The organism is Cellulosimicrobium funkei, assembly GCF_004519295.1.
Classification (GTDB): domain Bacteria; phylum Actinomycetota; class Actinomycetes; order Actinomycetales; family Cellulomonadaceae; genus Cellulosimicrobium; species Cellulosimicrobium funkei.
This window is the reverse complement of sequence record NZ_SOZH01000003.1, coordinates 396,196-410,548: the sequence shown is the minus strand read 5'-3', so window position 1 is coordinate 410,548 and position 14,353 is coordinate 396,196. Positions and strand designations below refer to the sequence as shown.

16 protein-coding genes are annotated in these 14,353 nt (G+C 75.0%); 15 read left to right on the top strand and 1 reads right to left on the bottom strand.

The genetic code is table 11. The features are described 5' to 3' along the window. The first annotated feature begins 140 nt into the window (after positions 1 to 140). The 7 genes from ribD (at position 141) to E1O70_RS04875 (ending at position 5,627) form a co-directional block, all read left to right on the top strand. Positions 141 to 1,286 carry a bifunctional diaminohydroxyphosphoribosylaminopyrimidine deaminase/5-amino-6-(5-phosphoribosylamino)uracil reductase RibD gene (gene ribD / locus E1O70_RS04905; protein WP_061267294.1) on the top strand — a complete coding sequence of 382 codons (1,146 nt, stop codon included), beginning with the start codon at positions 141 to 143 and terminating at the stop codon, positions 1,284 to 1,286. After that, entirely contained in the window at positions 1,286 to 1,909 is a 624-nt protein-coding gene (locus E1O70_RS04900) for a riboflavin synthase (RefSeq protein WP_061267295.1), read from the top strand. Before ribD ends, E1O70_RS04900 begins: the two co-directional genes overlap by 1 nt. Positions 1,910 to 1,956: 47 nt before the next feature. Next, a complete protein-coding gene (ribB, locus tag E1O70_RS04895) occupies positions 1,957 to 3,333 on the top strand; it encodes a 3,4-dihydroxy-2-butanone-4-phosphate synthase (RefSeq protein ID WP_128957515.1) in 1,377 nt (458 codons plus the stop codon). Further along, on the top strand, positions 3,330 to 3,797 hold the full coding sequence (gene ribH, locus E1O70_RS04890; RefSeq protein ID WP_047234219.1) for a 6,7-dimethyl-8-ribityllumazine synthase: 468 nt from the start codon (positions 3,330 to 3,332) through the stop codon (positions 3,795 to 3,797). Before ribB ends, ribH begins: the two co-directional genes overlap by 4 nt. Before the next feature lie 73 nt (positions 3,798 to 3,870). Next, entirely contained in the window at positions 3,871 to 4,134 is a 264-nt protein-coding gene (locus E1O70_RS04885; protein ID WP_024839663.1) for a phosphoribosyl-ATP diphosphatase, read from the top strand. A 109-nt stretch (positions 4,135 to 4,243) separates the two neighbouring features. After that, complete coding sequence (gene hisG / locus E1O70_RS04880; protein WP_009865157.1) at positions 4,244 to 5,098, top strand: ATP phosphoribosyltransferase; 855 nt, start codon at positions 4,244 to 4,246, stop codon at positions 5,096 to 5,098. A gap of 46 nt (positions 5,099 to 5,144) precedes the next feature. Beyond that, the gene (locus E1O70_RS04875) at positions 5,145 to 5,627 is read left to right on the top strand and encodes a PH domain-containing protein (protein WP_009865158.1); all 483 of its coding nucleotides are present in this window, start codon (positions 5,145 to 5,147) and stop codon (positions 5,625 to 5,627) included. A gap of 125 nt (positions 5,628 to 5,752) precedes the next feature. On the opposite strand, the gene E1O70_RS04870 is transcribed toward E1O70_RS04875, so the two are convergent. Then, positions 5,753 to 7,654, bottom strand: coding sequence for a DEAD/DEAH box helicase (locus tag E1O70_RS04870; protein WP_061267296.1), 1,902 nt, complete (start codon positions 7,652 to 7,654; stop codon positions 5,753 to 5,755). Positions 7,655 to 8,063: 409 nt separating this feature from the next. Here E1O70_RS04870 and clsA point away from each other — a divergent pair, with 409 nt between their 5' ends. From clsA to E1O70_RS04830, 8 genes are all read left to right on the top strand, one after another. Beyond that, positions 8,064 to 8,684, top strand: a complete 621-nt coding sequence (gene clsA, locus E1O70_RS04865; protein WP_061267331.1) for a cardiolipin synthase ClsA — start codon at positions 8,064 to 8,066, stop codon at positions 8,682 to 8,684. Continuing rightward, positions 8,681 to 9,649 carry a DUF881 domain-containing protein gene (locus tag E1O70_RS04860; protein WP_240696599.1) on the top strand — a complete coding sequence of 323 codons (969 nt, stop codon included), beginning with the start codon at positions 8,681 to 8,683 and terminating at the stop codon, positions 9,647 to 9,649. The genes clsA and E1O70_RS04860 overlap by 4 nt, the downstream gene beginning before the upstream one ends. After that, entirely contained in the window at positions 9,646 to 9,978 is a 333-nt protein-coding gene (locus E1O70_RS04855) for a small basic family protein (RefSeq protein ID WP_021483549.1), read from the top strand. The genes E1O70_RS04860 and E1O70_RS04855 overlap by 4 nt, the downstream gene beginning before the upstream one ends. Positions 9,979 to 9,980: 2 nt before the next feature. Then, complete coding sequence (locus E1O70_RS04850) at positions 9,981 to 11,393, top strand: DUF881 domain-containing protein (protein WP_061267297.1); 1,413 nt, start codon at positions 9,981 to 9,983, stop codon at positions 11,391 to 11,393. A 174-nt stretch (positions 11,394 to 11,567) separates the two neighbouring features. Then, complete coding sequence (locus E1O70_RS04845; protein WP_061267298.1) at positions 11,568 to 12,053, top strand: FHA domain-containing protein; 486 nt, start codon at positions 11,568 to 11,570, stop codon at positions 12,051 to 12,053. Positions 12,054 to 12,142: 89 nt separating this feature from the next. Next, complete coding sequence (ftsR, locus tag E1O70_RS04840; protein ID WP_306303296.1) at positions 12,143 to 12,811, top strand: transcriptional regulator FtsR; 669 nt, start codon at positions 12,143 to 12,145, stop codon at positions 12,809 to 12,811. Between the two features lie 124 nt (positions 12,812 to 12,935). Next, positions 12,936 to 13,409 carry a bifunctional nuclease family protein gene (locus E1O70_RS04835; protein ID WP_024839673.1) on the top strand — a complete coding sequence of 158 codons (474 nt, stop codon included), beginning with the start codon at positions 12,936 to 12,938 and terminating at the stop codon, positions 13,407 to 13,409. Positions 13,410 to 13,621: 212 nt separating this feature from the next. After that, positions 13,622 to 14,212, top strand: coding sequence for a MerR family transcriptional regulator (locus tag E1O70_RS04830; protein ID WP_021482353.1), 591 nt, complete (start codon positions 13,622 to 13,624; stop codon positions 14,210 to 14,212). Positions 14,213 to 14,353 lie beyond the last annotated feature (141 nt).

The following is a 14,353-nucleotide window of genomic DNA, read 5'->3' as shown; positions in this document are numbered from 1 at the left end:
CGCGTGGTGCTCCGGCGACCCGCCGGTGCACCCGTCCGGGACGGTGACGGCCTCGCCGTGGTGAGCGACGCCGTCGAGCCCTCGTGGCTCGACCCGCCGCCCGCCCTCACCCCGGAGCGCCCGTGCCCGGGAGGAGGACGATGGGCGAGCACCCCCGCACCCTGACGGTCGACGACGCGATGACGCGCGCGCTCGAGCTGGCGGCCCGAGGGCCGGCGCACGGGCCGAACCCCCGCGTCGGTTGCGTCCTGCTGGGCCCTCCGCCCGGCGCGACCCTGCCCGACGGCGCCGCGCCCGGTTCGATCGACCCGCACCCGCGGCCCGTGCTCGCCGAGGGGTGGCACCGTGGCGCGGGCACGCCGCACGCCGAGGCGGCGGCCCTCGCGGACGCCCGGGCGCGCGGCGTCGACGTCGCCGGCGCGACGGCGGTCGTGACGCTCGAGCCGTGCGCCCACACCGGTCGCACCGGCCCGTGCGCCGACGCCCTCGTCGCCGCGGGCGTGGCGGAGGTCGTGCTCGGCGTCGACGATCCGAACCCCGTCGCCACGGGCGGCGCGCACCGGCTGCGGGCCGCGGGGGTCCGCGTCGTGCGCGGCCTGCGCGCCGCCGAGGGCGAGGAGCTCCTGCGGGTGTGGCTCGCGGCCGTCCGGCGCGGCACGCCGTACGTGACGCTCAAGACGGCCACGACGCTCGACGGCTACGTCGCCGCCGCGGACGGGACGAGCCGGTGGATCACCGGGCCCGCGGCGCGCGAGCACGCGCACCGCGTGCGGGCGGAGGTGGACGCGATCGTCGTCGGCACGGGCACGCTCCTGGCCGACGACCCCGAGCTCACCGCGCGGGTGCGCGGCCACGGCCCTTCCCACGTCGCCGCGCACGAGGCCGCGAGCGCCGTGCGTCTGGCGGAGCACCAGCCGTTGCGCGTGGTCGTGGGTTTGCGGGGTGTCCCGCCGGCGGCGCGGGTCCGCGGGGAGGGTGGCGAGCTGGTGCACGTGCTGACGCGGGACGTCGGTGAGGTGCTGGAGCGGCTCGCGGAGCGCGAGGTGCGGCACGTGCTGGTGGAGGGCGGTCCGACGCTGGCGACGGCGTTCCTGGCCGCGGGCGCGGTGGACGAGCTGCACGCGTACGTGGCCCCGGTGCTGCTGGGGAGCGGACGACGCGCGGTGGACGGGTTCGGTGTGGCGACGATCGCCGACGCGCACCGGTTTCGCACGGTGGAGGTGAGGCGTGTCGGGGACGACGCGCTGGTGGTGTCCAGGAAGAGCACGGAAGGGCGGGTGGGTTGATGTTCACGGGGATCGTGGAGGAGATCGGCAGGGTCCGGGGGATCGCGTTCCCGGGCGGCGCGGGGGAGGACGCGGTGCTCACGGTCGAGGGGCCGCTCGCGGCGTCGGACGCGGCGCTCGGTGACTCGATCGCGGTGAACGGGGTGTGCCTGACGGTCACGAGCCTCGGGGGCGACGGGTCGTTCACGGCGGACGTGATGCCGGAGTCGCTGCGTCGGACTGCGCTGGGTGACCTCGTGGCGGGGTCGCCGGTGAACCTGGAGCGGGCCGTCCGGGCGGACGCGCGGCTGGGCGGTCATGTCGTGCAGGGCCACGTGGACGGCGTCGGCACGCTCGTGAGCCGCGCGCCGGGGGAGCGGTGGAACGACCTGGTGCTCTCCGCGCCTGGGGGTCTGACGCGCTACGTGGCGGAGAAGGGCTCGATCGCGGTGAGCGGGGTGTCGTTGACGGTGACGCACGTGGACGACGAGACGTTCGGCGTCTCGCTGATCCCGACGACGCTCGAGGCGACGATCCTCGGGCGACTGATGCCGGGCGACCGGGTGAACCTCGAGGTGGACGTGCTCGCGAAGTACGTCGAACGCCTGCTGGTGTCCGGCGTGGTCCCCGGGAGCGCGTCGTGACGGGCGCGGGGTCCGCGAGCGCCGCGGTGCCGGAGGGGTCGGGGGGCGTGCGGCTGGGGTCGGTGGAGGAGGCGTTGGCGGCGATCCGGGCGGGGCGTCCGGTGCTGGTGGCGGACTCGCCGGACCGGGAGAACGAGGCGGACGTGGTGTTCGCGGCGCAGGGGGTGTCGGCGGAGTGGGTGGCGTGGACGATCCGGCACTCGTCGGGGTACCTGTGCGCGCCGATGCCGGCGGCGCGGGCGGACGCGTTGGAGCTGCCGTTGATGGTGCCGCACAGCCAGGATCCGCGGCGGACGGCGTACACGGTGACGGTGGACGCGGCGACGGGGGTGTCGACGGGGATCTCGGCGGAGGACCGGGCGCGGACGTTGCGGGTGCTGGCGGACCCGGGGTCGGGTCCGGTGGACCTGATCCGGCCGGGTCATGTGCTGCCGTTGCGGGCGGTGCCGGGGGGTGTGCTGCATCGTGCGGGGCACACGGAGGCCGCGGTGGACCTGGTGCGTCTGGCGGGGAGGGGTGAGGTCGGCGGTATCGCGGAGCTGGTGCACGACGACGGGACGATGATGCGTCTGGGGGACGCGGCGGCGTTGGCGGAGCATGACGGGTTGGTGCTGATCACGATCGCGGACCTGGTGGCGTGGCGGCGGGTGCACGACCCGGCGCCTGCGGTGGCCACGGAGGTGCCGGGTCGGGAGGCGGTGGCGCGGCGGGTGCACCGCACGTCGTCGGCGGAGCTCCCGACGGCGCACGGCCGGTTCCGGGTGGTGGGGTACCGGGACCTGCGTACGGGGGCGGAGCACGTGGCGCTGGTCCCTGCGGTCCCCCCTGCTGGTGCCTCGGGCCGGGGTGAGGCCGGTGCGGAGGCCGCGAGCGCCGTCGGGACGGAGGTGGTGCCGGTGGTGCGGGTGCACTCGGAGTGCTTGACGGGGGACGCGTTCGGGTCGTTGCGGTGCGACTGCGGTCCGCAGCTGGGGGCGGCGTTGGGGCGGGTCGCGGCGGAGGGGGGTGCGGTGGTGTACCTGCGGGGGCACGAGGGTCGCGGCATCGGGCTGCTGGCGAAGATCGGGGCGTACGAGCTGCAGGACGCTGGTCTGGACACGGTGCAGGCGAACCTGGAGCTGGGGTGGCCGGTGGACCGTCGGGAGTACGGGGCGGCGGCGGCGATCCTGGCGGACCTCGGGTTGTCGCGGGTGCGGTTGCTGACGAACAACCCGGCGAAGGTGACGGGTCTGGTGGCGTCGGGCATCGACGTGGTGGGGGCGGAGCGGATCGAGGTGGGTCACGGTGAGCACAACCGGGCGTACCTGGTGACGAAGAAGGTGGCGATGGGTCATCTGCTGGACACGGTGGCGGTCCCGGACGGGGCTGTCCTGGTGGAGCCGGGCGACGAGCCGGGTACGGAGACGAAGGAGGACGAGGGATGAGCGGGGCAGGTGCGCCGACGGTGAGCGTGGACGGGTCGGGGCTGCGGGTGACGGTGGTCGCGGCGAGCTGGCACACGGAGGTGATGGACGGGTTGCTGGCGGGCGCGCGGCGGGCGTTGGCGGCGGCGAACGTGTCGCACGTGAGCGTGGTGCGGGTGCCGGGGTCGTTCGAGCTGCCGGTGGCGGCGGCACGCGCGGTGGAGCACGGCGCGGACGCGGTGGTGGCGCTGGGCGTGGTGATCCGTGGGGGGACGCCGCACTTCGAGTACGTGTGCCAGGCGGCGACGTCGGGTCTGACGGACGTGAGCGTGCGCACGGGGGTGCCGGTGGGGTTCGGTGTGCTGACGTGCGACGACGAGCAGCAGGCCCTGGACCGGGCGGGCCTGGAGGGGTCGCGGGAGGACAAGGGTGCGGAGGCCGCGGAGGCGGCGGTCGCGACGGTCGTGGCGCTGCGCGACCTGTGACGGGGGCGGTCGGGGCGTGCCCGCTGGGCGGACACGCCCCGGCCGGGTCCGGGTGGCGGATACCCTGGAGCCCGTGAAGACGTTCGAGTCCCTGTTCGCGGAGCTGTCCGAGAAGGCCACGACGCGACCTGCCGGTTCCGGCACGGTCGCGGAGCTGGACGCCGGCGTGCACGCGATCGGGAAGAAGGTGGTCGAGGAGGCCGCCGAGGTGTGGATGGCCGCCGAGTACGAGGGCGACGTGAAGACGGCGGAGGAGATCTCCCAGCTCCTCTACCACCTGCAGGTCCTCATGCTGGCGAAGGGTCTGAGCCTGCAGGACGTGTACGAGCATCTGTGAGCGGCCGCGCCGGTGAGCGTCCCCGCTCCCGGCCGCGAGCGCCGCTCGCCCCTCGCTCGTCCCTGCTGTTCCCCTCTTCCTGCCCGATCCCCTGAACGAAGGTCCTGTCATGCTGCGTATCGCCGTCCCCAACAAGGGGTCCCTGTCCGAGCCCGCCGTCGAGATGCTGCGCGAGGCGGGGTACCGCCAGCGCCGTGACCCGCGCGAGCTGGTGCTGGCGGACCCGGACAACGACGCCGAGTTCTTCTTCCTGCGCCCGCGCGACATCGCGGTGTACGTGGGGTCGGGCACAGTCGACGTCGGGGTCACGGGTCGGGACCTGCTGCTGGACTCGGGCGCGGACGCGGTGGAGCACATGCAGCTCGGGTTCGGGGGGTCGACGTTCCGGTACGCGGCGCCGGCGGGGACGATCACGTCGTTGGAGCAGGTGCAGGGGCTGCGGGTCGCGACGTCGTACGAGGTCCTCGTGGAGGGGCACCTGCGGGCGCACGGGGTGGACGCGACGGTGGTGCACCTGGACGGTGCGGTCGAGTCGGCGGTGCAGCTCGGGGTGGCGGACGTCGTCGCGGACGTGGTCTCGACGGGCACGACGCTGCGGGGCGCCGGCCTGGAGGTGTTCGGCGACCCGATCCTGGTGTCGGAGGCGGTGCTGATCCGGCCGCGCAAGGTTGCGGAGGCGGACGTCCCGGCGGGGGTGGAGGTGCTGTCCCGTCGTCTGCAGGGGGTGCTGACGGCGCACGAGTACGTCCTCATGGACTACGACGTGCCGGTGTCGCTCGTGGACCGTGCGGTCGCGATCACGCCGGGCCTGGAGTCGCCCACGGTGTCTCCGCTGCACGACCGGGACTGGGCGGCGGTGCGGGCGATGGTGCGCCGCGACCGCACGAACCAGGTCATGGACGCCCTGTACGACGTGGGTGCGCGCGCGATCCTCGTGACCCGGATCCACGCCTCGCGCCTCTGACCTCGTGCCGCCGGTGGGTGGTCGGCGGGTGTGAGACGGTGGCGCCATGAGCACCGACCCGTTCCCCGACCCCGGCCTGCCGGGCGACCGCGACGACGACCCGTACCGCACGTTCCGGCCCCGGTTCGGCCTGGTGTCGGCCTGGGCGACGGGCGTGGTCGTCGTCGGCGGGTGCGTCGTGGTGGGGCTGTCCGCGACGGGGCCGCTCGGCACGTCGTGGGTGAACCGGCTGTCCATCGCGGCGTTCGCGCTGTTCGCGGCGTGGCTGCTGTGGCGCCTGGGCGGCGTGCACGCCGTCCCGACGCGCGAGGGCCTGCGGGTGCGCAACGTCATCTACACGCGCCGCCTCGCCTGGCCCCAGATCGTGTCGGTCCGCTTCGGCTCCGGCGACGCATGGGTTCGCCTCGACCTCGCGGATGGGTCCACCCTCGCCGTCATGGGCATCCAACGGGCCGACGGCGCCCGGGGCGAGGCGGAGGCGCGTCGCCTCGCCGCCCTGGTGAAGGCGCACGGCGAGGCCCACGAGTAAGCACCGCAGGCGCGCGGCTACCGTTCCCGCGCCACGGTCACCCCGCACCGACGACGACGGCCCCCGGATCGAGGAGATCCGGGGGCCGTCGTCGTGCGCCGGCGGGGCTGCCGTCGGCGGAGCGGTCAGAACGCGGCGCGGTGGCGCGGCTTGCGCTCGCCCCGGTCGTCGGCACGGTCGAACCGGTCACGACGCTCGTCACGACGACCCGACGGGCCGTGCCCGGCACGCGGGCCCCGTGACGCGGGCGCGCCCTCGTCGAGACGGATGCGCAGCGCCTTGCCCGCGACCCGCGCCCGCGAGATGCGGTCCATCGTGTCCGCGTCGAGCGGCGCGGTGATGTCCACGAGCGAGAACGACGGGAAGATGTCGATCTTGCCGACGTCCGACCCGGCCAGACCCGCCTCGTTCGTCAGCGCGCCCACGATCCCGCCCGGCATCACGCCGTCCTTGTGCCCCACCGACAGGCGGTAGCGCGTCCCGACGGCGTCGCGGCGGATACCGCGCGTCCCGTCACCCTCGCGCCGGCCCGACGCACGGTCGCCGCGCGACGGACGCTCGCCCGCGCGCTCCGTACGACGCGCCTTCGACTGCTCGCGCGCCGCGGCCCGCTCCGCCTCGAACCGCTCCTGCTCCTCACGGGCACGCGGACCGTCGTCACCGACCGCGAGCGCCGCCATGGCCGCGGCGAGGTCGACCGGGTCGACGTCGTGCTCGGCGAGGAAGGTGCGCACCATGTCGGCGTACATCGACAGGCGGCCCGCCTCCTGGCGGGCGGGGACCTGCCCGAGCAGGGCCCGCACCTTGTGCGCGGACACGTCCGCGGGGGAGGGGATCTCGATCTCCTGCAGCGGGGTGCGGGTCGTGCGCTCGATCGCGCGCAGGCGCCCGCGCTCGTGCGGGGTGACGAAGCTCAGGGCCTCGCCGGTGCGGCCCGCGCGGCCGGTGCGGCCGATGCGGTGCACGTACGCCTCGGGCTCGCCCGGCAGGTCGAAGTTCACGACGAGACCGATGCGGTCCACGTCGAGGCCGCGCGCGGCGACGTCGGTCGCGACGAGGACGTCGAGCGCCCCGGAGCGCAGGCGCTCCACGATCCGCTCGCGCTCCTTCTGCGCGACGTCGCCCGAGATGGTCGCGGCCGAGATGCCGCGCTCGACGAGCGCGGACCCGACCTCCTCCGCGGCGCCGCGCGTGCGGGTGAACACGATCGCGGCCTCGGCGTCGGACGTGGCGAGCACGCGCACGAGGGAGCCGGTCTTGTGGCGGAACGGCACGACGGCGTACGTCTGGCGCACGCTCGTCACCGTGGAGGACTGGCGTGCGACGGCGATCTCGACCGGGTCGGTGAGGTGCTCGTTGGCGACGCGGCGGATCGGGGCGGGCATCGTCGCGGAGAACAGCGCGACCTGACGCTCGCGCGGCGCGCGGGAGAAGATTGTGTCGACGTCCTCCGCGAAGCCCATGCGCAGCATCTCGTCTGCCTCGTCGAGCACGAGGAAGCGCACGTCGTCGAGCACGAGGGTGCCGCGCTCGATGTGGTCGATGACGCGCCCGGGCGTGCCGACGACGACCTGCGCCCCGGCCGCGAGCGCCCGCTGCTGCGGCTGGTAGGGCGAGCCGCCGTACACGGCGACGACGTCGACCTTGGGCAGGTGGGTCGCGAACGACTCGACGGCGTCGGCGACCTGCATCGCGAGCTCGCGCGTCGGGGTGAGGACGACGGCCTGCACGCGCCGCAGCGTGGGGTCGATCGCGGCGAGCAGCGGGAGGCCGAACGCGGCGGTCTTGCCGGTGCCGGTCTGCGCGACGCCGGTGATGTCGCGGCCCGCGAGGAGCGCGGGAATGGCCTCGGCCTGGATCGCGGACGGGGTGACGAACCCGAGGTCGGCGACGGCGCGCTCGAGGGGCGCGGGCAGGCCGAGGTCGGAGAACACGGGGCCGGTGGGAGCGGTCTGCTCCGCGACGGCGGGGGAGGTGTCGGTGGAGTGGTCGAGGGCGTGCGAGGGCGCGACGACGTCAGCAGTCATGAAAGGGTGAGGACCGTTCGTTTCGGGGTGTGGAGTGGCGTGCGGTCACCGGGTCGGTTCTCGCAGGTCGCACTCCCGAACACACCAGGCCGGCCACCGCCACGATCGGGGAGATCAGGGGGGTCGGCCACTCTCACGGACACACGCGGGACGAGCGACGAACTCCAAAGGTCCACCCATCGTACCGGAGCGCGCGGGCGGGCCGCGGGGCCGGGCCCGGTGACGTCCCTCACCCGCACCCGCCCCGCCGGTGCCCGGCCCGCCTCGGACACCGGGCGAAGCGGGTGATTTCGGGCCCTGCGGGGCGCCGCGCCGCGAAATGAGGGCCCAGGTCACCGGGGCCGGTACGTAGGATGGTCGCGCGCGGCAGGTCGCCGCGACGGCGCGACGCGAGCACGGGGCGGTGGGTGTGACGGCAGGGCAGCAGGTCAGCTCGCGCGTCCTGACCGTCCCGAACGTCATCAGCCTCCTGCGGCTGCTCCTCGTGCCCGTGTTCGCGGTGCTCATCGTGCGCGGCGACGACGTGTGGGCCCTGGTCGTCCTCGCGGTGTCCGGGGCGTCGGACTGGCTCGACGGCGTGCTGGCGCGCCGCCTGGACCAGGTGAGCCGCGTCGGGCAGATGCTCGACCCCGCCGCCGACCGCCTCTTCATCCTCGTCACCCTCCTCGGGCTCGCGTGGCGCGACGTCGTGCCCGTGTGGCTCGTCGTCGCGATCGTCGCGCGCGACGTCCTGCTCGCGGGACTGCTGCCGCTGCTCGCCCGCCACGGCTACGGGCCGCTGCCCGTGAGCTTCGCGGGCAAGGCCGGCACGTTCGCCCTGCTGTACGCGTTCCCGCTGCTGCTCCTCGCGGAGATGCCCGGCTGGCTCGGCGACGTCGCCGCCGTCACCGGGTGGGCGTTCACGTGGTGGGGCGTGGGCCTGTACTGGCTCGCGGGCGCGCAGTACGTGCTGCAGACCCGGGCGCTCGTCCTGCGCGACCGCGCCGCCCGCACCGACCGGCCCGGGACCGCGACGGAGGAGACGCCGTGACCGACACGCGACCGGACCAGCCCGCCGCCGCGCGCCGCGCACCCGTGGATGCGTCCATGACCCTCCTCAACGAGGTCATGCACCGCCCCCTCGACCCCGGGTACGCCGCCGCGGCCGCGCGCCGCGCCGCCGGGCAGACCCCGCACCGGGGGCGCGCCGGCACCGTCGCGCTCGTCGCCCTCGCCGTCGTCCTCGGCATCGTCACCACCGCCGCCGCCGTGCAGCTGCGCGCCCCGCAGCCCGGCGTCATCGCCGCACGCGAGACCCTCGAGCAGGAGATCCTCGAACGCCAAGCCACCGCCGAGGAGCTCTCCGCGCGCGGCGCAGAGCTGTCCGGCGAGATCGAGCAGCTCCAGGGCGCGGCGCTGAGCGGTGCGAGCGCCGACGTGCTCGACAGCCTCCAGGAGGAGGGCGCGCTCACCGGGACGCAGCCCGTCGAGGGCCAGGGTGTCGTCGTCACCCTCGACGACACCGGCGGTGGCCTGTCCTCCGGGGCCACCGACGCGAGCTCGCTCGTGCACGACTCCGACCTGCAGCGCGTCGTCAACGCCCTGTGGGCCGGCGGCGCCGAGGCCGTCGCGATCAACGACCAGCGCCTGACCGGCCTGTCCGCGATCCGCAGCGCCGGCGACGCCGTGCTCGTCGACCTGCAGCCCCTCGTCGGCCCCTACCGCGTCGAGGCGATCGGCGACCCCGACGCGATGCGCACCTCGCTCCTGCGGTCCGGCACGTCCGACTTCCTCCAGCTCCTCGGCACCCAGTACGGCATCCGCTCCGGCGTCACGACGCAGAGCCGCCTCGACCTGCCCGGCCGGTCCGCGCCCACGCTGTTCTTCGCGCACGCCCCCGAGACGACCGTAGACTCCGACGCACCCGCCGAGGAGAGCGGCCCCGCGCCGGGCACGACCGACGGGTCCGGGACCCCATCCGCACCGCACGAGACAGGGCAGGAGATCGTCGAATGATCGCAGTCGTCGGACTGGTGGTGGGCATCGTCGCGGGCCTCGTCCTGCAACCCACCGTGCCCGTGTCGCTGCAGCCCTACCTCCCCATCGCCGTCGTCGCCGCCCTCGACGCCCTGTTCGGCGGCCTGCGCGCCCGGCTCGACGGCCTGTTCGACGACAAGGTCTTCCTCGTGTCGTTCCTGTCGAACGTCGTCGTCGCCGCCCTCATCGTGTTCCTCGGCGACCAGCTCGGGGTCGGCAGCCAGCTCTCGACCGCCGTCGTCGTCGTCCTCGGCATCCGCATCTTCTCCAACGCCGCCGCGATCCGGCGCCACATCTTCAAGGCGTGAGCATGAGCCGCGACCCCCGCGACCAGGCTCCGGGCGACCGGCCCGAGCACCCCACCACGCCCGCGGACGGTGCCGACGCCGCCGTCGGCACCCCCGCCGTCCCCGGCACCGAACCCGGGACCGACGACGACGCGCGCGACACGGAGCCCGTCCCGCCCCGCACCGACGCCTCCGACGAGGACGCCGCAACCCCCGCCGAGGGCGACCCGGGCCCGGGTGCGCCGTCCGGCGCGCCCCACGACGACCCGGACGACCCCGCAGCGGTCCCCGGCGACCCCACGACGCCGAGCGACGCACCGGCAGCCCGCGACCAGACCACGGTCACCACCGACCACCCCGAGGACGACGGCACCACCACGGCCCGCACGACCCCGACAGGTGCCGCACCGACCGACATGCCCGCGCCGAGCGACCCGGACACCAGCGCCCCGAGCACGACCGAGCCGAGCGACCCCACCGTCCCGGGCTGCGCCGCAGCAGCGGGGGAGCGCCCCGCACCCGACGACCGCACCGACCAGCCCGACGACCCGCGCACCGCCACCACCGCGCCGGACCGCCCGACGCCGGGCGCGACGACCACCCCGGCAGCCGCGGCGCCCGAGCAGGACGCCGAGACCTCGCCCACCGCCGAGCCGGACCCGGTCACCGGGGCGACGGCCGCCGTCGGGCGCCACGGCACCCCCACCCAGCCCGAGCCGCGCGGGCTGCGCGGCCTCGGCCGGGCGATGCGCCCGCGCGCGTCGCGCTCCCAGGTCATGGTCGGCGTCCTGTGCGCGCTGCTCGGCTTCGCGCTCGTCGTCCAGGTGAGCCAGACGCAGGAGGACCAGCTGTCCTCCCTGCGCCAGAGCGACCTCGTACGCCTGCTCGACGACGTCACCCAGCGCTCCGGCGAGCTCGAGGACCAGGTGTCCTCGCTCGAGGCCACGCGCGACGAGCTGCAGTCCGGCTCCGGCCGCGAGCGCGCCGCGCTCGAGCTCGCCGAGCAGCAGGCCGAGACGCTCGGCATCCTCTCGGGCCGGCTCCCCGCCGAGGGCCCGGGCGTCCAGATCGAGGTCGTCGAGGGTGCCGAGCCGCTCAAGGCGTTCGGCCTGTTCAACGTGCTGGAGGAGCTGCGCAACGCGGGCGCCGAGGCCATGGAGGTCAACGGCGTCCGCCTCGTCGCCAGCAGCTACTTCGAGGACACCTCCGACGGCGTGGTCGTCGACGGGCAGGTGATCTCGTCCCCGTACCGGTGGACCGCGATCGGCGACCCCTCGACGCTCGAGACCGCGCTCGAGATCCCCGGCGGCGCCATGGCCTCCCTGCGGGCCGACGGCGCGCGCACCACCGTCACCCAGCAGGACCAGGCCGAGGTCACCGCGACCGTCGAGCCCCGCGCACCCCGGTACGCGACCCCCGTCCCCGCCGACGAGTGACCCGGCTTCCCGCGGGCCCACGGGCCGGGGTAGGTTGGGACGACCGAGGGTCGCACGCACCGCGTGACCTGCAGGTGTAGTAGTTTTCGAGCACCAGTTTCCCGCACCCGGGGCTCGCCCCCCGGTGCGGTTTCCGAGCTCGAGCACGACGTGCGTGAGCCCCGAGGAGGCGTGATGAGTGTCCCAGGCGGTCCTGAGGTGCCGAACCGGGCGACCAGCGACACGACGGTCAGCTTCGGCCGGATCGAGGCCCCGATCGAGGAGGGCGTGCAGCCCGGGGGCCTGAGCCCCGAGGAGCACGCCGCCGTCGCCGCCCTGCCCCGCCACTCGGCCCTGCTCATCATGCAGCGCGGCCCCGGACAGGGCTCGCGCTTCCTCCTCGACGCCGAGCGCACCGTCGCCGGGCGCTCCGAGCACGCCGACATCTTCCTCGACGACGTCACCGTGTCCCGCAAGCACGCCGAGTTCGTGCGCGAGGGCGAGCACTTCGTCGTGCGCGACGTCGGGTCCCTCAACGGCACGTACGTGAACCGCAGCCGGATCGACGCCGTCGCGCTCGGCACGGGCGACGAGGTCCAGATCGGCAAGTACCGGCTCACGTTCCACGCCAGCCCGCACGCGGCGGCGGCGTCGGCGGGCGGCGCGGCCTCCCCGTCGTGAACATGTCGACGGGCGCCGCGCACGCCACGGCCCCGGAGCCCGCGGACGGGCCCGAACCGTGGCCCCAGGGAATATCGCGCCGCGCGACCATGCGCATCTCCGACGTGCTGCGCGCGCTGCGGGCCGAGTTCCCCCACGTCAGCCACTCCAAGCTGCGCTTCCTCGAGGAGCAGGGCCTCATCGAGCCGGTGCGGACCGCGTCGGGCTATCGCCAGTACAGCCCCGCCGACGTCGAGCGGCTCCGGTTCGTGCTCGTCGAGCAGCGTGACCGCTACCTGCCGCTGAAGGTCATCAAGGACCGCCTCGCCGCGCTCGACGCCGGGACCGACGCCGAGACGCTCGCCCCCCGCCTCGCGACCACCGACGGCGAGCCCGGGTCGGCCGCCGTCCGCCAGCGCTACACCGTCGACGCGCTCGTCTCGGCCGCCGGGGTCGAGCGCGAGCTCGTCGAGGGCCTCATCGAGGCCGGCGTGCTCCGCCAGGCACCGGGCGGGCAGCTCGACGCGCGCTCGCTCGACGTCGTCGTGCTCGCCGCCGGCCTCGCGGACTACGGCATCGAGCCCCGCCACCTCCGCTCCCTGCGCACCGCCGCCGACCGCCACGTGAGCCTCGTGCAGCAGGTCGTCTCGCCGTGGCGCGGGCAGCAGAGCCCGTCCGCGCGCGCCCACGCCGGCACCGTCGCGTCCGAGGTCGGCGAGCTGTGCGCGCAGCTGCACACCGTCTTCGTGCGCCAGGGCGTCGACGACCTCACCCGCTGACGCCCGCACCCGCCCCGCCGCACCTCCCGCGGCGCCCTCCGCGTGTCGCGCGCACGCCCGGTGCGCACCCCCTGCCGGATGCCGGGCGGAGTCGTACGGTGGTGGAGTGAGCGACGACGTCCCGATGGTCCCGGTGGAGGTGCTGGGGGTCCGTCAGCAGCAGCGCGACCAGGAGATCGTGGTGCTGCTGCTCGACGACGCGTCCGAGCTCGTAGTGCCGATCGTCATCGGCCCGCGGGAGGCGAGCGCGATCGCCATGGCGCAGGCAGGGCTGCCCACGCCGCGGCCCATGACGCACGACCTGCTGCGGGACCTGCTCGACGCGGTGGGCGTGCGGCTCGAGCGGGCGGAGATCGTCGCCCTCGACGGCGGCATCTTCTTCGCCGAGCTCGTGCTCAGCAACGGCGTGCGGCTCGACTCGCGCGCGTCGGACGCGATCGCCGTCGCGGTGCGCACCGGGAGCCCGGTGCTGTGCTCGGCGGAGGTCGTGGCGACGGCGGGCGTCGAGGTCGTCGACGTCGCGCAGCAGGAGGAGGTCGAGAAGTTCCGCGACTTCCTCGACCACGTCCAGCCCGAGGACTTCTCGGTGGACGAGTAGAGCGGTCCCGGTGCGTGGCGGCCCGACCCTCGGGTCGTGGTCGAGGCTTCGGGACACACCGGACAAGACAGACCTTCGACCTCGGGTCGAGGGTTCAGCGGTCGACGCGACGACGTGGCGGGCGCGACACGCCCGCACGCCCGGGGCGTCGGTCGTTGACGGCCCCGGACCGCGCCCATAGTTTGGTCGTGACATCACCCCAGGAGGCGACAGTGAACAGCAGCGGTGAGGCGAGCGTCGGTGTCGGCGCGGCAGTTCCGCAGGGCGCGCAGGGCCTCCTCTTCGGGGAGGACATCACCGAGCAGGACACCACGACCGGCTACCGCGGCCCGACGGCATGCCGCGCGGCAGGCATCACGTACCGCCAGCTCGACTACTGGGCCCGCACCGGCCTCGTCGAGCCCACCGTCCGCCCGGCGTCCGGGTCGGGCTCGCACCGCCTGTACAGCTTCCGCGACATCCTCGTGCTCAAGGTCGTCAAGCGCCTGCTCGACACCGGGGTGTCGCTCCAGCAGATCCGCACGGCCGTCGAGCACCTGCGCGAGCGCGGCGTGGACGACCTGGCGCAGATCACCCTCATGAGCGACGGCGCGAGCGTCTACGAGTGCACCTCGCCCGACGAGGTCGTGGACCTCGTCCAGGGCGGCCAGGGCGTGTTCGGGATCGCCGTCGGGCGCGTGTGGCGCGAGGTCGAGGGCACGCTCGCCGAGCTGCCGACCGAGTCCCTCGAGGACGAGGACGGCACCGCGACGAGCCCGCAGGACGAGCTCGCCCAGCGCCGTCAGGCCCGCACCGCGGGCTGACCCCTCGCCCGGCCGGACCATGGGCGGACCGACCGCGAGCGCCGTGGCACCCCCGCGAGGCGTGTGGACCTCGTCACAGCGGGTGCGGTGACCCGTCCGGCGACGCCGTGGGAGGATCGCCCGGTACGCGGTGCGTGGCGC